The sequence below is a fragment of the Streptomyces sp. NPDC051636 genome (assembly GCF_044453765.1).
GTDB lineage: Bacteria > Actinomycetota > Actinomycetes > Streptomycetales > Streptomycetaceae > Streptomyces.
Genome location: NZ_JBITDA010000002.1, coordinates 663,268 through 683,548, shown reverse-complemented (window position 1 = coordinate 683,548; position 20,281 = coordinate 663,268). Strand labels below are relative to the sequence as shown.

Annotated in this window: 14 protein-coding genes and 4 pseudogenes; 11 read left to right on the top strand and 7 right to left on the bottom strand. The window is 74.1% G+C overall.

Annotation, left to right across the window (positions count from 1 at the left end; all coding sequences use genetic code 11):
• Window positions 1-5: 5 nt before the first annotated feature.
• On the bottom strand, window positions 6-2,609 hold the full coding sequence (locus ACIBBH_RS06910; protein WP_399402653.1) for a CHAT domain-containing protein: 2,604 nt from the start codon (window positions 2,607-2,609) through the stop codon (window positions 6-8).
• A 109-nt stretch (window positions 2,610-2,718) separates the two neighbouring features.
• Between ACIBBH_RS06910 and ACIBBH_RS06905 the strand changes: the two genes are divergently transcribed.
• The 3 genes from ACIBBH_RS06905 to ACIBBH_RS06895 are packed head-to-tail and all read left to right on the top strand — an operon-like array spanning window position 2,719 to window position 5,275.
• Window positions 2,719-4,155 carry a S8/S53 family peptidase gene (locus ACIBBH_RS06905; RefSeq protein WP_399402651.1) on the top strand — a complete coding sequence of 479 codons (1,437 nt, stop codon included), beginning with the start codon at window positions 2,719-2,721 and terminating at the stop codon, window positions 4,153-4,155.
• Window positions 4,152-4,790, top strand: a complete 639-nt coding sequence (locus ACIBBH_RS06900) for an RNA polymerase sigma factor (protein WP_399402649.1) — start codon at window positions 4,152-4,154, stop codon at window positions 4,788-4,790. Before ACIBBH_RS06905 ends, ACIBBH_RS06900 begins: the two co-directional genes overlap by 4 nt.
• A gap of 5 nt (window positions 4,791-4,795) precedes the next feature.
• The gene (locus tag ACIBBH_RS06895; RefSeq protein ID WP_399402647.1) at window positions 4,796-5,275 is read left to right on the top strand and encodes a hypothetical protein; all 480 of its coding nucleotides are present in this window, start codon (window positions 4,796-4,798) and stop codon (window positions 5,273-5,275) included.
• Window positions 5,276-5,287: 12 nt separating this feature from the next.
• On the opposite strand, the pseudogene ACIBBH_RS06890 reads toward ACIBBH_RS06895, so the two are convergent.
• The 6 genes and pseudogenes from ACIBBH_RS06890 to ACIBBH_RS06865 form a co-directional block, all read right to left on the bottom strand.
• A pseudogene (locus ACIBBH_RS06890) lies at window positions 5,288-5,507 on the bottom strand (cytochrome P450); the annotation flags it as partial.
• Window positions 5,508-5,632: 125 nt separating this feature from the next.
• Complete coding sequence (locus ACIBBH_RS06885; protein ID WP_399402645.1) at window positions 5,633-6,430, bottom strand: N-formylglutamate amidohydrolase; 798 nt, start codon at window positions 6,428-6,430, stop codon at window positions 5,633-5,635.
• A gap of 151 nt (window positions 6,431-6,581) precedes the next feature.
• Window positions 6,582-8,801 carry an NADP-dependent isocitrate dehydrogenase gene (locus tag ACIBBH_RS06880; RefSeq protein ID WP_399402643.1) on the bottom strand — a complete coding sequence of 740 codons (2,220 nt, stop codon included), beginning with the start codon at window positions 8,799-8,801 and terminating at the stop codon, window positions 6,582-6,584.
• A gap of 459 nt (window positions 8,802-9,260) precedes the next feature.
• Window positions 9,261-10,352 carry a mechanosensitive ion channel family protein gene (locus ACIBBH_RS06875; RefSeq protein WP_399402641.1) on the bottom strand — a complete coding sequence of 364 codons (1,092 nt, stop codon included), beginning with the start codon at window positions 10,350-10,352 and terminating at the stop codon, window positions 9,261-9,263.
• A 183-nt stretch (window positions 10,353-10,535) separates the two neighbouring features.
• Window positions 10,536-11,298, bottom strand: a pseudogene (locus tag ACIBBH_RS06870) (crotonase/enoyl-CoA hydratase family protein).
• 69 nt (window positions 11,299-11,367) lie between these two features.
• The gene (locus ACIBBH_RS06865) at window positions 11,368-12,342 is read right to left on the bottom strand and encodes a YbhN family protein (protein WP_399402640.1); all 975 of its coding nucleotides are present in this window, start codon (window positions 12,340-12,342) and stop codon (window positions 11,368-11,370) included.
• A gap of 183 nt (window positions 12,343-12,525) precedes the next feature.
• On the opposite strand from ACIBBH_RS06865, the gene ACIBBH_RS06860 reads away from it, so the two are divergent.
• From ACIBBH_RS06860 to ACIBBH_RS06825, 8 genes and pseudogenes are all read left to right on the top strand, one after another.
• Window positions 12,526-14,418, top strand: coding sequence for an ABC transporter ATP-binding protein (locus ACIBBH_RS06860; protein WP_399402733.1), 1,893 nt, complete (start codon window positions 12,526-12,528; stop codon window positions 14,416-14,418).
• 71 nt (window positions 14,419-14,489) lie between these two features.
• Window positions 14,490-15,356: a hypothetical protein gene (locus tag ACIBBH_RS06855; protein WP_399402638.1), complete on the top strand. Its 867-nt coding sequence runs from the start codon at window positions 14,490-14,492 to the stop codon at window positions 15,354-15,356.
• Window positions 15,357-15,455: 99 nt separating this feature from the next.
• The gene (locus ACIBBH_RS06850) at window positions 15,456-16,028 is read left to right on the top strand and encodes a (2Fe-2S)-binding protein (protein ID WP_399402636.1); all 573 of its coding nucleotides are present in this window, start codon (window positions 15,456-15,458) and stop codon (window positions 16,026-16,028) included.
• Window positions 16,025-17,020, top strand: a complete 996-nt coding sequence (locus ACIBBH_RS06845) for an FAD binding domain-containing protein (protein WP_399402634.1) — start codon at window positions 16,025-16,027, stop codon at window positions 17,018-17,020. The genes ACIBBH_RS06850 and ACIBBH_RS06845 overlap by 4 nt, the downstream gene beginning before the upstream one ends.
• 24 nt (window positions 17,021-17,044) lie before the next feature.
• The gene (locus tag ACIBBH_RS06840; protein ID WP_399402731.1) at window positions 17,045-19,147 is read left to right on the top strand and encodes a xanthine dehydrogenase family protein molybdopterin-binding subunit; all 2,103 of its coding nucleotides are present in this window, start codon (window positions 17,045-17,047) and stop codon (window positions 19,145-19,147) included.
• A 3-nt stretch (window positions 19,148-19,150) separates the two neighbouring features.
• Window positions 19,151-19,426: pseudogene (locus tag ACIBBH_RS06835) on the top strand (MFS transporter); the annotation flags it as partial.
• Between the two features lie 70 nt (window positions 19,427-19,496).
• A pseudogene (locus tag ACIBBH_RS06830) lies at window positions 19,497-19,790 on the top strand (MFS transporter); the annotation flags it as partial.
• A gap of 53 nt (window positions 19,791-19,843) precedes the next feature.
• Entirely contained in the window at window positions 19,844-20,068 is a 225-nt protein-coding gene (locus tag ACIBBH_RS06825) for a hypothetical protein (RefSeq protein WP_399402745.1), read from the top strand.
• Window positions 20,069-20,281: the final 213 nt, after the last annotated feature.

Sequence of the window (20,281 nt, the reverse complement as noted above, 5' to 3'; positions counted from 1 at the left end):
CTGAGTCAGGCCGCCCCGAACGCCGCGAACGCCCACCCCGTCGCCTGGTGCACCGCGTCCCCGGGCAGCGCGGCCCGGGCGTCGCGGAGGGCCTCGGCGAGGGACAGGCCCGTATCGAGGCCCTTGTGCAGCGCGAGCATCAGCGGCACCACGGCCGCGTCGTTGACCGGCGCACTGCTCGCCACCACCCCGGCGGTGCCCAGCGGCAGCAGCGCGGTGACCAGACCGAGCAGCTCGTCGGCGCCCACCGAGGCGAGCCGGGCAGTGTCGCAGCTGGAGAGGATGATCCGGTACGGGCTGCGGTCGAGGCGTTCGAAGTCGTGCACGATGAGCGGGCCGTCGGCCATCCGCAGGGACGAGAACAGGGGGCTGTCCGCCCGGAAGGTGCCGTGTGCGGCGAGGTGGGCGAGCGTGGCGCCGTCGAGCTCCTCCAGGACACGGGGCACCCGCGCGTCGTCGTCCTCCAGGACGGTCGCCGTGCCGTAGCGGCTCGCGAGTTCGGGCACTTCGGCGCCACCGGTGGCCAGGCCCGGGCCGCGGACCAGGACGTGCCGGCCGCCCGGCGGCGGTTCGGTGTCGCGGGCGCGCAGCCAGCTGCCCGCCGACGGCGACACACTGAGCACCCGCTCCCCGAGCGACGGCAGCAGCGCCCACGGCACCCGGTGCAGCGCCCCCGGCGGCACCACCACGACCGGCCCGGGCCCCAGATGGCGTACGGCCCCGGCGAGCAGCAGCTCCTCCAGGCGGCGGCCCCCGGCCTCCACCACCGGCAGCCGGTCCTCCGCCCCGGGGTGGGCGAGCCGCCGCAGCCCCGCCTGGACGTGCTCGGCCTCGGCCACCGCCTCCGCGAGGGACCCGCCCTCGAACCGCCGCACCCGTCCCTGCCCGCACAGCAGGACGTGCACGCGCCCGTCCAGCACGGCCAGTTCGACGAGCCGGGTGTCACCGAGCCGCTCAAGCAGGCGGCCGGGGTCGAAGCGGTCGCCGTCGCCGGGCGAGGCGCCGCGCATGTGGAGGGTGCGGGAGCGGATCTCCCGCTCCAGGCGCCGCTGTTCGCGCTCCAGGGCGGGCACCGGACGGCCGTCCATGCGGGCGGCCTCCGCGCGGGCGGCGATCTCCCGGAACGCGGTCAGGTTGCCGAGCAGTGCCGGGTCGGCGGGCGGCCGGGTCGGCGGTGCGGACAGTACGGTGGCCCGCCACCGCTCGCTCCACTCCAGCAGCCGCCGGGGGCCGCCCCGGGCCAGCCCGGCCTGCTGGGCCAGCGCCGCCAGCTCCGCGCCCTGCGCGGTGGCCCGCGCGCGCAACTCCGAGGCGCCCAGCGTCATCCGGTGGTCGTCGAGCACGTCGAGGCCGCGCCGGCACGCCTGGAGCACGCCCCGTCCGGAACCGGCCGCCCGCGCCCTGAGCGCCTGCGCCGCCCAGCCCGTCATCCGGGCCAGCGGCGGCCCGGCGCGTCTGCCGCGGGCGGCCACGGCGAGGTGCCGTTCGGCGTCCGCCGGCCGGCCCAGGGCGAGCGCGATCCGGCCCGCGAGCAGCGAGGCCTCCGGCGCGGCGGGCGAGCCGAAGAGGGCCAGCCGCTCGGCGACCCGGGCCGTGTCCGCGACCATCCGCCCCGACCGGCGCCCGGCCGCCACCCGCGCCTCGATCAGCACCAGCCGGGCATGGGTCTCCCACCAGGTGCGCCGCTGCCCGGCGAACAACTGTACAGCGACGGCGGCCCGGGCGATCGCCGTGTGCGGGTCCCCGGCCGAGCGGGCGGCCCGGGCGGCGGCGAGCAGCAGTTCGGCCTTGCGGGTGGACTGCCCCCCGATCCCGTCCAGTTCGGCGATCGCCGCGTCCGCCTCGGCGAGGGCCTCCGGGGCCAGCCCGGCCGCCATCAGCACCTCGCAGCGCCGGATGCACAGCATGAAGGTGGGCGTGCCCAGCTTGGCGTACCGCTCCTCCGCCTCGTCCAGCAGCCGCAGCGCCGCCGGGATGTCACCGGAGCGGAACGCGGCCAGGCCCCGGCTCTCCACCGCGTCGGCCTTGTCGTGCTCCTGGCCGGTGGTCTCCCACAGCCGCTCGGCCGCCGTGAAGTCGGCGTCCGCCCGGTCCACCGCGCCCAGCGCGAGATGCACGGTGGCCCGCAGGGTCAGCGCCCGCGCGGTCCAGATCACGTCGCCGGCCTGCCGCAGTACGGGTATGGCCCGGCGTACGTCCTCCAGCGCCTCCCGGTGGTGGCCCAGCACCCACCAGACGTACGCCCTGCGGTACAGCACCCGCGCCCGGGTGTGCCCGGTGCCCCGCGCGACACCGCGCTCGAACGCCGTGAGCCCCTGGCGCGTGCGCCCCGCGTGCACCAGTGCGACCCCGAGCGTGGCGAGCACGTCCGCCTCCCGGTCGGCCGACTCCGCGCGCGCGGCGAGGTCCCGGGCGCGCCGCAGATGGCCGAGGGCGATCCGGATGTCGCCGAAGTCCCGGTGCCAGATGCCGATCACCTGGTGGGCGACCGAGGCGTGCGACGGCGACGGATCGGCGTCCAGCACCCGCTGCGCCCCGGCCAGGGCCTCGTTGGGGGCGGCGAACACCATCGGCAGCAGTTGAAGGACCGACGCGTTTCCCGCTGTCACCCCTCGGATGGTAGTGGCCCGGAGGGGCCGTCACATGGTGCGGCGCTGTATCAATCGGCGGCCCCGCGGCTCAGACTGACGACCACCGGCCTCAGGGGGAGGACACGCCATGGCACCACAGCGATTCCACGAGCAGTTCGAACAGGTCCAGCGTTCGATGCCGGACGTCCCGCTGGCCATGGGACCGGACGACTCCGCCGAGTTCTTCTACGAGAAGGGCGTCGTCCTCGCCCGCGACGGCGAGGAGGCCCGCCTCGTCGAGGACACCGTGCGCACCCACTTCACCGAGGCTCCCGGCCTGGTCGCGGACCACGTGCGCCGGGACGGTCCCGAGACCAGCCGGACCGGCGTCACCCGCATCCGGGTCGGCGACCCGGGCCACGGCGACCGCGGCGGCGACCACGCCGTCGCCCACGCGCTGCGGGCGCTGCGCGGGCCCGAGGGACGCCGGGGGCGCCGGCTCGTCAGCCGCAACCACGTGGTGTCGATCGCCGTCAACGCCTGCCCCGGCGACGAACCCGTGCCCGCCCCGCTCACCGAACCGTCCAACCCGGCGGCGGACCGGACGCCGTACGACCCGGACACCGCCGTCGGCGTCCTCGTCATCGACACCGGCCTCATGCACGACTACCGGTCCTACCCGCTGCTGAACCGTGCCGAGGGCGACGCCCAGCTGCAGGAGACCGGCGACGACGGCGTCCTCAGGCAGTACGTCGGCCACGGCACGTTCATCGCCGGGCTGCTCGCCGCCGTCGCACCCAACACCGACCTCACCGTCCTGAACACCCTCAACGACGCCGGCGCCGTCCTGGAGTCCGAGTTCGGCGTCAAGCTCTTCGAGGCCGTCGACCGGGGCGGCTGGCCCGACATCATCAGCCTCTCCGCGGGCACCTCCAACGGCCGCACCGACGGCCTGCTCGGCATCGACGCCTTCATGCGCGAACTGCGTGAGCAGCCCACCCTGCTGGTGGCGGCGGCCGGCAACAACGCCGCCGCGACGCCCTTCTGGCCCGCCGCCTACGCCTCGCTGCCCGACTACGAGGACGCGGTGCTGTCGGTCGGCGCGCTGCGCGGCGACGGCGAGTTCGGCGCCTGCTTCACCAACCACGGCTCCTGGGTCCGGGTGTACGCGCCCGGCGAGCGGCTCACCAGCGCCCTCACCGGCTTCGACGCGCCCGTGCCGTACGTGTACCAGCACTCCACCTACGACGCCTGCCGGTTCGGGTTCGGCTACGCCTGCACCTGCCAGTACCCGCGCCACACCGGCGTGCTGAGTGAAGGGCGGGAGAACACCTCCGGCAAGCCGGACCAGGTGATGTTCGAGGGGTTCGCGCAGTGGAGCGGGACCTCGTTCGCCACTCCGGTCGCCGCCGGACTGGTCGCCGCCCACATGACGGCGCACAAGGAGCGCGACCCGCGCGCGGCGCGCAAACAACTGCTGGAATCCCACACCGAGTACGCCGAAGTGCGCGGGGCGCACGTGCCGGCGCTTCGGCCACCCGCCTGGCGCCCGGTCCCGGTCGTTCGTCCGGCTCCTGGCGCATGAGGGCGGGATGCGTCCCCTCGGCGGCGTACGATGACTTGCCGTACACGAGGGGTGGGACCGTGGACCGAGCAGAAGTCGGCGCGCTGGTCCAGTCCGCTGTCGACGGTGACGCGGCGGCCTGGAAGGCGCTCGTGGAAGGGCTGAGTCCGCTGGTGTGGTCCGTCGTGCGTGCCCACCGGCTCTCCGACGCCGACGGCTGTGAGGTCTGCCAGACCGTGTGGTTCCGCTTCGCCCAGCACCTCGGCCGGATCCGGGAACCGGAGAAGGCGGGCTCCTGGCTGGCGAGCACCGCGCGGCACGAGTGCCTTAAGGTGATCAAGGGCCTGACCCGGCTGACGCCGACGGACGATCCGCAGGTCCTGGACCGGGTCAGCGAGGCCCGTACGCCCGAGCAGTCGCTGCTCGACTCCGAGGAGGCGGCCGCCGAGGCCGAGCGGATCCGGCGGCTGTGGCAGGAGTTCGAGGAACTGGGCGACCGCTGCCGCCAGTTGCTGCGCGTCCTGATGGCCTCGCCACCGCCCAGCTACGTCGAGGTGTCCGCCGCCCTGGGCATCGCGGTGGGCAGCATCGGACCCCTGCGCCAGCGCTGTCTGCGCAGGCTGCGGGCGCGGCTGGACGCACGGGGGGCGGTGTGAGCGGCATGCGTGACGAGGACTTCCCGGTGGAAGAGCCCTTCGACGAGGCCGGGTCCGACGGCGGGCTGCTGGAGGAGGAGCTGCGCCAGGCGGCCGCCATCCTCGACCCCGTTCCCGCCGAGGTGCGCCAACTGGCCATCGACGCCTACGCGTTCCACGACCTGGACGCCCGGATCGCCGAGCTGACCTTCGACTCCCTGGTCGACGCCGTCGCGGTCAGGGGCGCGAGGGACGTGCCGCGGATGCTGACCTTCCGCGCGGGCGCGCTGAGCGTCGACGTCGAGGTCACCGGGGACGGCCTGATGGGGCAGGTGCTGCCCCCGCAGCCGGCCCGCATCGAGGTGCTCGGCGGCCCGCGGTCGGCGGTGCCGGTCGCGGCGGACGCCATGGGCCGCTTCAGCAGCGACACACCCCCCACGGGCCCGTTCGCGCTGCGGCTGCGGGCCGGCGGGGACGTGGTCGTCACGGAGTGGCTACGGGCCTGAGCGGCTGCCTTGTCACCAGGTGACGGGCAGACTCCGCGGGCCCCCGGACCATCGGCCTGCGCCGCCGTGCCACCTGCTCGGCCGGGACGGCGAGCCGGAGGCCCGGCAGCCGGGCCGGCAGGGTGTCGGCCAGCAGCTCGGTCAGCAGCCGGGCGAGGACGGCATCCGTGCAGTAGTGCGGTCCGCCGCCGCAGGCCGGGTGCGGGTCGAACTCCGTCCCGTCCGGGTCGGGCACGGGCCGGTCCCGCACGGGGGCGGGATCCGGCCGGTGCATGTGGTGGTCTCCTCGGTCGTGCCACCCGCCCTCGTACGCACCCGTCGCCCGTGTCCTGCGGGAGTGGCCCAGCGGGGAGGCCGTCACCGCGAGACGCCGTCGACCAGGGCGGCCAGTGCCTCCGCCGGCCGTGACAGCCCCGGTCCGGCGGGCCCGCCGGGCTCGGACATGTAGGTGTCCCGGCGGATCTCCACCATCAGCGCACCGACCCGCTGGTCCCTCCCGTAGAACTCCAGCGGCACGTAGGCACCGCTGAACGGGCTGTCCAGCCCCGTCTCCCCGCACTCCGCGAACGCCTTCCGGGCCTGCTCGGCCAGCTCCGGCGGTGTGTGGAAGGCGTCGGTGCCCAGGCAGACCGGCGGCCGGGGTCCCGTACCGTGCAGTTCGTAGGGCAGCGCCTCGCCGGGATAGGAGTGCACGTCGATCACGACGGCCCGCCCGGTCGCGGCCAGCCGCCCGGCCACCGCCTCGGTCATGGCACGGGCGTACGGCCGGAAGTACCGCTCGATCAGCGGCTCCGGGTCGGTGTCGTCGGGCCGCAGGGCAGCCCGGTGCGTGGTCCGCGTGTACACGGCCCCCATCCCGACGGCGAGCATCTCCTCCCGCTCGTCCGGGAATCGCTCCGGATCGACGACCAGCCGCGACAGCCGGTTGACGAACCGCCAGGGCGTGACCCGGGCCCGGTGGGCCGCGATCTCGGCGATCCGGGCCGTGTGCGCGTCGGTGATGTGGTCCAGCTCCCGCTCCAGCGCCGTGTCGTCCAGCAGGATCCCCGCCCGCACGTCGTCCGGTATCTCCCGGGCCGAGTGCGGCACGTGCAGGATCACGGGCGAGTCGTCGGCGCCGGCCAGGAACTCGAACGGGGGCAGGGGACGGGACACGGGCCGCTCCGGGGGCGTTGTCGGTGGCAGGGTGGACGATCAAGGTGTCACACGTCGCCGCGGATGCCGTCCGCGTACGACCGCGCCCCGGCCGGGCAGTGGGCCGACCGGGGCGCGATCACGTGCGGGAACGGCCGTCGGGCCGCCGGCGTCAGTTCAGCGACGCCAGCGCCTCGTTCCAGGTGGCCGACGGGCGCATGACCGCGTCCGCCTTGGCCTTGTCGGCCTGGTAGTAGCCGCCGATGTCGGCCGGGGAGCCCTGGACGGCGATCAGCTCGTCGACGATGCGCCGCTCGTTGGCCGCAAGGGTCTCGGCGAGCGGGGCGAACGCCTTGGCCAGGTCGGCGTCGTCGGTCTGCTTGGCCAGCTCCTGCGCCCAGTACAGGGACAGGTAGAAGTGGCTGCCGCGGTTGTCGATGCCGCCGACGCGACGGGTCGGGGACTTGTCCTCGTTGAGGAAGGTCGCCGTGGCGCGGTCGAGGGTGTCGGCCAGGACCTGGGCGCGGGCGTTGCCGGTGGTCTTGGCGTACTGCTCGAAGGACGGCACCAGGGCGAAGAACTCGCCCAGGGAGTCCCAGCGCAGGTAGTTCTCCTTGACCAGCTGCTGGACGTGCTTCGGCGCGGAGCCGCCGGCGCCCGTCTCGAACAGGCCGCCGCCCGCCATCAGCGGGACGACCGACAGCATCTTGGCGCTGGTGCCCAGCTCCAGGATCGGGAAGAGGTCGGTGAGGTAGTCGCGCAGGACGTTGCCCGTCACCGAGATGGTGTTCTCGCCGCGGCGGATGCGCTCCACCGACAGCTTGGTGGCCTCGACGGGGTTGAGGATCCGGATGTCCAGGCCCTCGGTGTCGTGTTCGGGCAGGTACTGGTTGACCTTCGCGATCAGGTTGGCGTCGTGGGCGCGGGTCTCGTCCAGCCAGAACACGGCCGGGTCGCCGGTGGCGCGGGCGCGGGTGACGGCGAGCTTCACCCAGTCCCTGATCGGCGCGTCCTTGGTCTGGCAGGCGCGGAAGATGTCACCGGCGGAGACGGCCTGCTCCAGGACGACGTTGCCGGCCTGGTCGACCAGCCGGACCGTGCCGGTGGTGGGGATCTCGAAGGTCTTGTCGTGGCTGCCGTACTCCTCGGCCTTCTGCGCCATGAGGCCGACGTTGGGGACGGAGCCCATGGTCGCCGGGTCGTAGGCGCCGTTGGCGCGGCAGTCGTCGATCACGGCCTGGTAGACGCCGGAGTAGCTGGAGTCCGGCAGCACCGCGAGGGTGTCGGCCTCCTGGCCGTCGGGGCCCCACATGTGACCGGAGGTGCGGATCATGGCCGGCATGGAGGCGTCGACGATGACGTCGGACGGGACGTGCAGGTTGGTGATGCCCTTGTCGGAGTCGACCATCGCCAGCGCCGGGCCCTCGGCCAGCTCGGCGTCGAAGGAGGCCTTGATCTCGTCGCCGTTCGGCAGGGCCTCAAGGCCCTTGAAGATGCCGCCGAGGCCGTCGTTGGGGGTCAGGCCGGCCGCGGCGAACGTCTCGCCGTACTTCGCGAACGTCTTCGGGAAGAAGGCGCGTACCACGTGACCGAAGACGATCGGGTCGGAGACCTTCATCATCGTGGCCTTCAGGTGCACGGAGAAGAGGACGCCCTCCTCCTTGGCGCGGGCGATCTGCGCCGTGAGGAACTCGCGGAGGGCGGCGACGCGCATCACGGAGGCGTCGACGACCTCGCCCTCGAGCACCGGCACGGACTCGCGCAGGACGGTCGTGGAGCCGTCGTCGCCCTTCAGCTCGATGCGCAGCGAACCGGGCTCGGAGAGGACCACGGACTTCTCCGTGGAGCGGAAGTCGTCGACGCCCATGGTCGCCACGTTGGTCTTGGACTCGGGGGTCCAGGCGCCCATGCGGTGCGGGTGGGTCTTGGCGTAGTTCTTCACCGAGGCCGGGGCGCGGCGGTCGGAGTTGCCCTCGCGCAGCACCGGGTTGACGGCGGAGCCCTTGATCTTGTCGTAGCGGGCGCGGATCTCGCGCTCCTCGTCGGTCCTGGGGTCGTCCGGGTAGTCCGGCAGCGCGTAGCCCTTGCCCTGCAGTTCGGCGATCGCGGCCTTCAGCTGCGGGATGGACGCCGAGATGTTCGGCAGCTTGATGATGTTGGCCTCGGGCGTCTTGGCCAGCTCGCCGAGCTCCGACAGGGCGTCCGGGATGCGCTGGTCCTCGTTCAGGTACTCCGGGAAGACGGCGATGATGCGCCCGGCCAGGGAGATGTCGCGGGTCTCCACGGCGACACCGGCCTGCGAGGCGTACGCCTTGATCACCGGCAGGAACGAGTGCGTCGCCAGGGCCGGGGCCTCGTCTGTGTAGGTGTAGATGATGGTCGAGTCAGTCACCGGGTGCTCCGCTCCACGTCTGCAACATTGCTCGACATCAAGATATCTCGTGGCGGCCCCCGGCTCGACAGGGGTCCGGAACTCGGGAGGGTCCGGTACGAGCCGGAACCGGGCCGCGTCCCCGCGCAACCGATTCCCTCCTTCTCTGGTCCAGACGTTTGAATCGCCCACTCACCGACGGCCGGGCCCGACCACCCGGCCGCCCGAGCGAAAGCGGACCATGAGATGTCGCACCAGAGTGACGGCCCCGGCCGCCGCCCTGATCGGCACCGCGACGGCCCTGACCCTGGGGACCACCCGTCCGGCGGTTGAGGCCGAGGCCGTTCAGGCCGGAAGCGGGGCCTGGGGGCGCAGCCCCCGGGGACGAGAAGCGCAGGCGCGGGTCGGGGGCGAGAAGCGCAGGCGCGGCGGGGGCGAGAACAGCAGGTGTCGGCAGCGCCGATCAGTGTGCCGGACGCCTCAGCCGCCGATGCCGGGACCCGCCGCCACGTCCTCGCCGCTGCGCTGCTGCGGGATCACCACGGAGCCCTGCTGGAGCGCGACCGTCCGGGCGGGGGCGGGGATGCGGATGCCCTCCTCGCGGTAGCGCTTGTGCAGGCGCTTGATGAACTCGTGCTTGATCCGGTACTGGTCGCTGAACTCGCCGACGCCCAGGATGACCGTGAAGCCGATGCGGGAGTCGCCGAAGGTGTGGAAGCGGATGGCGGGCTCGTGGTCGGGGACGGCGCCGGTGATCCCGGTCATCACCTCGGCGATGACCTCCGTGGTCACGCGCTCGACGTGGTCCAGGTCGCTGTCGTAGCTCACCCCGACCTGCACCAGGACCGTCAACTGCTGCTCGGGCCGCGTGTAGTTGGTCATGTTGGTCTTCGCCAGCTGCCCGTTGGGGACGACGACCAGGTTGTTGGAGAGCTGGCGGACGGTCGTCTGGCGCCAGTTGATGTCGACGACGTAGCCCTCCTCGCCGCTGCTCAGCCGGATGTAGTCGCCGGGCTGCACGGTCTTGGAGGCGAGGATGTGGATGCCCGCGAAGAGGTTGGCGAGGGTGTCCTGCAGGGCCAGCGCGACGGCCAGGCCGCCCACGCCCAGGGCGGTGAGCAGGGGCGCTATGGAGATGCCCAGCGTCTGCAGCACCACCAGGAAGCCGATCGCCAGGACCAGTACCCGGGTGATGTTGACGAAGATCGTGGCCGACCCGGCGACGCCGGAGCGGGACTGGGTGACCGACTGCACCAGACCGGCGATCACCCGGGCCGCCGACAGGGTCACGACGAAGATGAGCAGCACCTGCAGGCACTGGTTGGTGTGGTGCTGGACGGTCCGGGTCAGCGGCAGCGCCGCCCCCGCGCCGGCCGCGCCGGCCGCGGTGGCCGTCCACGGCACGACCGTGCGCAGCGCGTCCACCATCACGTCGTCGCCGCTCCACTTGGTGCGCTTGGCGTGCCCCGCCAGCCAGCGCAGCAGCGTGCGGGAGGAGAAGGCCACCAGCAGACCGGCCGCCAGGGCGATGCCGGCGAGGATGAGGTCGTCCAGGGTCAGCGCGCGGTTCACCGGTCACCTCCGGGGCGGGAAGCTGCGGCGAACGGCGTCGCCGGCGGCCCAGTGTGAAGAATCGTCACGTTGTCACCTGCTCGTCTGCGGGATGTGCGGTTCGCGCCGGCCGGTACGGCTGCACGGCCGGCGCGACTTTTCATCCTGCCGTATCCGCGGCGGCAGTTCGTACGCGTCCGGCGCTCACCGCGAGAACGAGCCGTGGCGTCCCTCACCCCCGGCGAACCTCGCCGCCCCCTCGAGCGCCTCGGTCAGCACGCCCGTCCCGTACCGGAGTTCACCACGCAGCGCGGTCTCCTCGTCGAGCCCCTCCTGCTCCAGGACCGACGCCCGGTCGGCTCGCAGGCAGGCCTGCGGGAACCGGGCCATGGACGCCGCGAGTCGCTCCGCCTCGGCCCGGGCCCGGCCCGTGGGCACGACGCGGTTGGCCAGGCCCGTCTCGCGGGCCTCGCGGGCCGGTACGGGGCGGCCGGTGAGGATCATGTCGAGCGCGCGGCCGGTGCCGATGAGCCGGGGCAGCCGTACCGTGCCGCCGTCGATGAGCGGGACGCCCCAGCGGCGGCAGAACACGCCGAAGACGGCGTCCTCCTCGGCGACCCTGAGGTCGCACCACAGGGCGAGTTCCAGGCCTCCGGCGACGGGGTGCCCGGCGACCGCGGCGATCACCGGCTTGGACAGCCGCATCCTGGTCGGGCCCATCGGGCCGTCGCCGTCCTCGGCCACCCGGTTGCCGCGCCCGGTGCCCATCGCCTTCAGGTCCGCGCCCGCGCAGAAGGTGCCGCCCTCCCCCCACAGCACGGCCACACGGGCGTCGTCGTCGGCATCGAACGCGCGGAAGGCTGCCGCCAGTCCGGCAGCCGTGGGGCCGTCGACGGCGTTTCGGGCCCCGGGGCGGGAGAGGAACGACGGTGGTGACGTGTTCCTTGCGGTCCACTCGGACCGGCACGGTGAGACTCCTTCGCTGACCCGGCTGCACGGGTCGCCCAGCGTGCCTCCTCCCGGGCGGATCCGCCTCTCAGATGATCTTCAGCCGCACCAGCGCCGCCAGCGTCACCGCCCCCGGCACCAGCGGCACCCACACCGTGATGATCCGGTAGGCCAGGACGACCGCGGTGGCGACGGACGCCGGGCCGCCCACCGCCACGAGGGCCACGATCAGCGCCGCCTCGACGGAGCCGAGGCCGCCCGGCGTCGGCACCAGCGCCACCGCGACCGTCGCCGCCAGATAGGCCAGCGCCATGTGCGCGGGCGGCACCGGCAGCCCCAGTGCCCGCCCCACCGCGGCCAGCGCGGCGGCCTGGAGCGCGGGGAACGCCAGCGAACCGCCCCACAGGGCCACTGCCCGGGCCGGGCAAGCGTGCACCGACCGGGCCTCGCCCAGCGCGGTCCGCAGGAAGGAGCACCCGGCGGTGCGCAGCCGTCGTACGAGCAGCAGCGCGGCCACCGCCACCGCCGGCAGGGCACCGGCGCCCAGCAGCAGCGGGCCCAGTGCCCCGGCGGGCAGCAGGCTGCCGAGCCGCAGCGCGCCGGGGAAGGCGATCAGCAGCGCGGCCAGCAGGGTCAGCCGGCCGACGCACTCGGCGAGCATGTACAGCGCGAGGGCGGCCGAGGAGCGGGCGAGCGGCACCCCGCACACGGTCATGAACCGCAGGTTGACCGCGCTCGCGCCGAGTCCGGTCGGCAGCAGGTGGTTGGCCGCGCCGGCCGCGAACTGGGTGGCCAGGAGCCGGCGCCCGGGCAGTGGCTGCACGACGGCGCCCTGCCGGGCGAAGGCGGCGGCGACCCAGGTCAGGCAGGTGGCGCCGGCCGCCGCCAGCAGCCAGGGCCAGGAAGCCGTGCGCAGGTGGCCGAAGCCCTCGGCGAGCACGGAGCGGTGCCGCACCGCGGCGACGGTGACGAGCAGGAGCGGGATCAGGCACAGGGCCTGACGGACGGGGACGCGACGGGGGAGTCGTCCCGGGCGCAGTTCGGGGAGGTGTACCGCTGTCACACCGGGAGAGGTTTTCCGGGCCGCCCCAACGGCGGGTGGCCGGGGCGCGGCCGGCGGGTGACGGACGGGAAGCGGGTGAGGGCGAAGCTGCGGGGGAGGGGGCATCGGGTCCTTCGTGCGAGGGGACGGCGGGCGGACATTGACCTCAACGAAGCTTGAGGTTCTACGTTCTCTCCCATGAGCATGGAGACCACAGCGTGGACACAGTTGCACAGCGTGATGAACGCCCAGCAGGAGCGCCGCCCCTTCGGCCGCGAGACGCTGCGCCGCATCGCCGCCTTCGCCCGCCCGCACCGCCGCCGCATCGCCTGGTTCGTGCTGCTCGGGGTGGTGACCGCGCTGCTCGCCGTCGCGACCCCCGTGCTCGCCGGCCGCGTCGTGGACGCGATCGTGTCGGACGGCGACGAGGGCACGGTCGTACGGCTGGCCGTGCTGATCGCCCTGATCGCGGTCGCCGAGGCCGCCCTCGGGATCCTCGGCAGACGGCTCTCGGCGACGCTCGGGGAGGCGCTCATCCTCGATCTGAGAACGGCTGTGTTCGATCATGTGCAGCGCATGCCGGTCGCGTTCTTCACACGCACTCGTACGGGGGCGCTCGTCTCCCGTCTCAACAACGACGTCATCGGCGCCCAGCGCGCCTTCAGCAACACGCTCTCGGGCGTCGTCAGCAACATCGTCACGCTGCTGCTCACCCTGGCCGTCATGCTCACCCTGTCCTGGCAGATCACCCTGCTCGCGCTGGTGCTGCTGCCGGTGTTCGTGGTGCCCGCCCGCCGGATGGGCAGCCGGATGGCCCGTATGCAGCGGGAGGCGGCCGCCCTCAACGCGGCGATGGGCACCCGGATGACCGAGCGTTTCTCCGCTCCCGGCGCCACTTTGGTCAAGCTGTTCGGCCGCCCGGAGGAGGAGTCGGCCCAGTTCGCGGCCCGCGCCGCCCGGGTGCGGGACATCGGCGTCCGCACGGCCACCGCCCAGTCGGCGTTCATCACCGCCCTCACCCTGGTGTCCTCCCTGGCCCTCGCCCTGGTCTACGGCCTCGGCGGCTGGTTCGCGCTGCGCGGCCACCTGGAGCCCGGCGCCGTCGTGTCCCTGGCACTGCTGCTGACCCGGCTGTACGCGCCGCTGACCGCGCTCGCCGGGGCCCGCGTCGAAGTGATGTCCGCACTGGTCAGCTTCGAACGGGTCTTCGAGGTGCTCGACCTCAAGCCGCTCATCGAGGAGAAGCCGGACGCCCGCGAGGTGCCCGAGGGGCCGGTGGCGGTCGAGTTCGACGACGTCCGCTTCGGCTACCCGTCCGCCGACAAGGTCTCCCTCGCCTCCCTGGAGGAGGTCGCCGCCCTCGACGCGCGCGGCGGCAGCGAGGTCCTGCACGGCGTCTCCTTCCGCGCCGAACCCGGCCAGACCGTCGCCCTCGTCGGCTCCTCCGGCGCCGGCAAGTCGACCATCGCCCAGCTGCTGCCGCGCCTGTACGACGTCGACGAGGGCGCCGTCCGCGTCGGCGGCGTCGACGTCCGAGACCTGACCGCGGCCTCCCTGCGGGCCACCCTCGGCATGGTCACCCAGGACGGCCACCTCTTCCACGACACCGTCCGGGCCAACCTGCTGCTGGCCCGCCCCAGCGCGACCGACGACGAACTCTGGGACGCCCTCGGCCGCGCCCGCCTCGACGACGTCGTACGGTCCCTGCCCGACGGCCTGGACACGGTGGTCGGCGAGCGCGGCTACCGCCTCTCCGGCGGCGAGCGGCAGCGGATGACCATCGCCCGGCTGCTGCTGGCCCGGCAGCGCGTCGTCATCCTCGACGAGGCCACCGCCCACCTGGACAACACCTCCGAGGCGGCCGTGCAGGAGGCCCTGACGGAGGCGCTGCGCGACCGTACCGCCCTCGTGATCGCCCACCGCCTGTCCACCGTCCGGGCCGCCGACCTGATCCTGGTCGTCGAGGCCGGCCGCATCGTGGAACGCGGCACGCACGACGAACTCCTGCGGGCCGGCGGCCGGTACGCCGAGCTGTACCGCACCCAGTTCGAGAGGCGGGACGCCGAGAGCGCGGCCGAGGTGGCGGCCGGGGCGTGAGCGGTGGTTGACGGGGCACCCGAGGAACGGTCACGTACGTGCGGAGCGGCTCTGCTCGGGAGGAAGGCACCGTGTCGAAAGCGCAGATCGGAAGTGCTGTGGCCACGCTGGTCCTGGCCGCCGGATTAGCGGCCTGCGGCAGTGAGGACGGCTCCGGGACGGGCGGCGACGCCGAGGGCGGCCCCAGCGCGACGCCGAAGGCCCGGGCGGTCCAGGACGCCTACCGCAGGACCGTGGCCGCGGACACCGCGAGGATGACCGTGAGCACCGAGGCCGTCGCCGACGGGCAGGCCGTCACCGCGCACGGCACCGGCGTGGTCGACCTGGAGGAGGGCGCCAGCCGGATGACGCTGACCTCGCAGGGCACCGAGATCGAGCAGCGCGTCGTCGACGGCGTGGTCTACCAGAAGCCGTCCGGCGGGCAGAAGGCTGCCGTGCCGGACGGCAGGACCTGGATGAAGACCGACCTCGCCCGGCTGAACAGGTCGGGCTCCACCGGAAGGTCCCAGGTCAGCGACCCGGCCGAGCCGTTCCGTTACCTCAAGGGCGCCGACACCGAGGACGTCACCCGCGTCGGCACCCAGACCCTCGACGGCACCCGCACCACGCACTACCGCGTCGCGGTGCCCGTGTCGTCGCTGGCACCGGGCAACGCCGGGCAGGCCGGGGAGCTCCGGCGCCAGCTGGGGAAGTCGTCGCTGCCGGTGGACCTGTGGCTGGACGACCGGGGCCGCCTCCGGCAGGAGAGCGTCCGCCTGACCCTGCACCCGCTTCAGGGGCGGACCCCGGGGAAGCAGGACGCGCAGGTGACGAGCACGACTGTGCTGCGGTTCACGGACTTCGGTACGAAGGTCAGCGTCGCGGAGCCGCCCGCGTCCGACACCGCGGACGTCACCGGCCGGCTGACCAGGGCGGGCGGGTCCGCGCGGACCGGCTGACCCCGCTCGGGCGTCCCCGGGGTGCCGGAACGTGTCAGGTGCCGCAGCCTGGATACGCGGTCTGCACGCATCACGGCCCGTCCGGAAGGTGATCCACGCATGGGCAGCGAGATTCACGACGACCGGCCCGGCGCGGCGCGCACCGCGCCGGGCCCGTACCGCTCCGAAGTCACCCTCCGGGTCAACGGCAAGCCCCACACCCTCCTCGTCGACCACCGGCGCGCCCTGCTGGACCTCCTGCGCGAGGACCTCGACCTCACCGGGGCCAAGAAGGGCTGCGACCACGGCCAGTGCGGGGCCTGCACGGTCCTGGTCGACGGGCGCCGGGTCAACAGCTGCCTGCTGCTCGCCGTCGCCCTGGACGGCAGCGAGGTCACCACCGTCGAGGGCCTCGCGGGCGACGGCGAGGAACCGCACCCCCTGCAACAGGCCTTCCTGGACCGCGACGCCTTCCAGTGCGGGTACTGCACACCGGGCCAGATCTGCTCCGCCGTGGGCGCGCTGGCCGAGGCAGCGGCCGGTCACCCCTCGCACGTCACCGACCCGGCGGCCCCCTCCGGCCGGCCCGTGCCGCTGGACCGGGCCGAGATCCGCGAGCGGCTCAGCGGCAACCTCTGCCGCTGCGGGGCCTACCCGCGCATCGTCGAGGCCGTGGAGGACGTGAACCGGTGAAGTCCTTCGCCTACGTACGGGCCCGCAGCGTCGAGGAGGCGGCCGAGGCGTACGCCGCGCACCCCGGCGCCCAGTACCTCGGCGGCGGCACCAACCTCGTCGACCTGATGAAGCTGGGCGTGGCCCGGCCGGCCGCCCTCGTCGACGTCAGCCGCCTGCCCCTGGAGACGGTGGAGGAACTGCCCGACGGCTCGCTGCGCGTCGGCGCCACCGTCCGCAACAGCGACCTCGCCGCCCATCCTCTGGTCCGCGACCGCTACCCCGCACTGTCCCAGGCCGTGCTCGCGGGCGCCTCCGGCCAGCTGCGCAACGCCGCCACCACCGGCGGCAACCTGCTCCAGCGCACCCGCTGCCCCTACTTCCAGGACCTGTCCAAACCGTGCAACAAACGCGAGCCCGGCACCGGCTGCGGCGCCCGCGAGGGCGTGCACCGCGACCACGCGGTCCTCGGCCACTCGCCGCACTGCATCGCCACCCACCCCTCCGACATGGCCGTCGCCCTGGCCGCCCTCGACGCGCGCGTGGACCTGTACGGCACCGAGGGCACCCGGTGCGTGCCGGTGGCCGACTTCCACCGGCTGCCCGGCGACCACCCGGAGCGGGACACCGAGATCCGGCCCGGCGAACTGATCACCGGCGTGGTGCTCCCGGCCGCCACCGCCGGGGCGCCCTCCGCCTACCGCAAGGCCCGCGACCGGGCCTCGTACGCCTTCGCGCTCGCCTCCGTCGCCGTGCTGCTGCGGGTGACGGACGGCGTGGTCACGCAGGTCGGCCTGGCCTTCGGGGCCCTCGCGCACCGGCCGTGGCGGGCCCGGCTGGCGGAGGAGGCCCTGCTGGGCGCGTCCGCCACCCCGCCCGCCTTCGAGGGCGCCGTCGCCCTCGAACTCGACGCCGCCGAGCCCCTGCGCGACAACGCCTACAAGGTGCCCCTCGCCCGCAACCTCGCCCTGGACGTCCTCAACCGGCTCGCGCCGACGCCCGTGGGGAGCTGAACCGGCATGCCACAGGAGGACACCATGGCCCGCACCGGCACCGCCCTGGGCGCCCCCGTCGAGCGCCGGGAAGGCCGGGAGAAGGTCACCGGCCGGGCCCGCTACGCCGCCGAGCAGCCCCTGCCGGGCCGCGCCCACGCCTGGCCCGTGCCCGCCTCGATCGCACGCGGCCGGGTCACCGCGATCGACACGACCGCCGCCCACCAGGTCCCCGGCGTTCTCACCGTCCTCACCCACGAGAACGCCCCCCGGCTCACCGAACCGGAGGACGCCACTCTCGCCGTCCTGCAGGAGCCGCGTGTCCCGCACCGGGGCTGGTTCGTCGCCCTCGTCGTCGCCGACACGCCGGAGGCCGCCCGCGCGGGAGCCCGCGCGGTCCGGGTCACGTACGCCACCGAGGAGCACGATGTGACGCTCCGGCCGGAGCACCCGGACGCGTACGAACCCGAGGAGGCCAACGGCGGCCAGCCGGCCCGCACCGAACACGGCCACCCGGACGGCGCCTACGCGGCCGCCCCCGTCCGCGTGGACACCGAATACCGCGTGCCGCCCCTGCACAACCACCCCATGGAGCCGCACGCCAGCACCGCGCACTGGGACCGGGCCGGCGACCGCCTCACCGTGTACACCTCCAGCCAGGGCGGCACCACCGTCCGCTCCGTGCTCGCCGGACTGTTCGACATGCCGGAGGACCATGTCACCGTCGTCACCGAGCACGTCGGCGGGGGGTTCGGCGCCAAGGGAACCCCGCGTCCCGACGTCGTCCTCGCCGTGATGGCGGCACGCCACACCGGCCGGCCCGTGACCGTCAACCTCCCGCGCCGGTACCTGGCCGCCGTGGTCGGCCACCGCGCCCCCACCCTGCACCGGCTGCGGCTGGGCGCCACCGCCGACGGCCGCCTGACCACGCTTCTGCACGAGGTGACCACGTACACCTCCCACGTCCGCGAGTTCGTGGAGCAGGCGGCGACCCCCGCCCGCGTCATGTACGCCGCCCCTCACCTGCTGACCGCCCACCGGGTCGTCCCACTGGACGTGCCCAGCCCGTCCTGGATGCGCGCCCCCGGCGAGGCGCCCGGCATGTACGCCCTGGAGTCCGCGATGGACGAACTCGCCGACGCGCTCGGCGAGGACCCGGTGGAGCTGCGGATCCTCAACGAACCGGACGCCGAGCCCGACAGCGGCAAGCCGTTCAGCAGCAGACATCTCGTGGAGTGCCTGCGGGAGGGCGCCCGCCGCTTCGACTGGGCACGCCGCGACCCGCGCCCCCGGTCCCGCGCCGAGGGCTCCCTCCTGGCCGGCACGGGCGTGGCCGCGGCGACCTACCCCGTCATGGTGTCCCCGTCCACCGCGGCGGCCCACGCGCTGCCGGACGGCACCTTCCTGGTACGGGTGAACGCCGCCGACATCGGCACGGGCGCCCGTACCGTGCTCGCCCAGGTGGCGGCCGACGCCCTCGGCGTACCGCTCGAGCGGGTACGGACCGAGGTCGGAAACAGCGACCTGCCGTCGGCCCCGCTGGCCGGCGGCTCCTCCGGCACCGCTTCCTGGGGCTGGGCCGTGCACGAGGCGTGCACCCGGCTGGCCGACCGCCTGGCCGGCCACACCGGGCCGCTGCCCGGCACCGGCCTCGTCGAGCGGGCGGACACCACGGGCCGCGCCGACGCCGACAGCCCGTACGCGCGGCACGCCTTCGGCGCCCAGTTCGCCGAGGTCACCGTCGACATGGTCACCGGCGAGGTCCGGGTGCGCCGGCTGCTCGGTGTCTACGCGGCCGGGCGGATCCTCAACGCCCGTACCGCCCGGTCCCAGTTCGTCGGCGGCATGACCATGGGCCTCGGCATGGCGCTCACCGAGGGCAGCACCATGGACGCCGCCTTCGGCGACTTCGCCGAGTCGGACCTCGCCTCCTACCACGTGCCCGCGCACGCCGACGTGCCCGACATCGAGGCGCACTGGATCGAGGAGGACGATCCCCACCTCAACCCCATGGGCAGCAAGGGCATCGGCGAGATCGGCATCGTCGGCACCGCCGCGGCCATCGGCAACGCGGTCCACCACGCCACCGGCGTCCGCTTCCGCGCACTGCCGCTCACCCCGGACCGGGTGCTGGCCGGTCTGGCCTGAGCGGTGCGCCCGGGTGGTACCGCGGTGCCACCGGCCTGCCCTGGAGCCGTCGCAGGTCCGGTGCTGATCGGGGCCCGCGCCCTGGCCGGCGCGTTCTTCGCCGCGTCCATCGCCGCTTCCCTGACCTATGTGGGCGACACGGTGCCCGCCGCGGTGCGGCAACGCCCGCTCAGCGAACTGATGACCGCCTTCGCGGCGGGCACCGCCGTGGCCACGGTCGTCGCCGGGGCGCTGGCCCACTACCTCAGCTGGCGGCTGGTGTTCGCCGTGCCCGGCGTGCTCGCCGCCTGCCTGCCTGGCGGTCGCGCTGCGCCGCCTGCCGGAGCCCGAGCGGGAGCGCTCCGGGTCCTTGCTGTCGCCCTTCCGCGTCGTGCTGTCGTCGCCGTGGCAGTGGTACGTCATGGCGGTGGCCATGCTGGAGGGAGCCGTGCTGCTCGGTTTCCTGACCTACCTGGCGCCCGCCCTCGAGGCGCACGGGGTTCCCGCCACTTCGGCCGGTGCGGTCGCGGCCCTGTACGGGGTCGGGTCCATGACGGCGGCACAGGTGGTCAAACGGCTTGTCGGGCAGTGGTCCCCGGTCCGCCTGATCGTGGCCGGCGGTGGCCAGATGGCCGTCGCGTACCTCCTCGCCGGATACAGCCAGTCGACCGGGGTGCTCGTCCTGGTGGCACTGCTGCTCGGTGGCGGCTGGTCGTCATGCACTCCACGATCCAGTCCTGGGCGACGGCCCTGTCCCCGACGGCCCGCGCCACCGGTGTGGCCATGTTCGGTGTGGCGCTCTACCTGGGGAGCGCCCTGGCCGGCGGCCTGGCCGCCTCGACCGCTCAGGCCCACGCCTACCGGCCGCTGTTCTGGCTCGCGGCGCTGCTGACCGTGCCGCTGACGGCGGCAGCGGCGCTGGGACGCGCACGCCACCGGTGAGACCAGCTGGGCGGGCCGACGGGCTGTGGTGATGGTCACGAACGTCTCGTCAAAGCCGTTGCGCAGGCCGGCGCCGGCCGTCCGCGGCGGGCCAGCTCAGCGGCCGGCGCCGGCTCCTACGCCTTTGACCTGAAAGCAAACGGGCAGGGAACCGTCTTCTGGGAGCACTACCGGTAGGCAGTGGTCTCAGGTATGCCGGGGCTCCTGGCGACG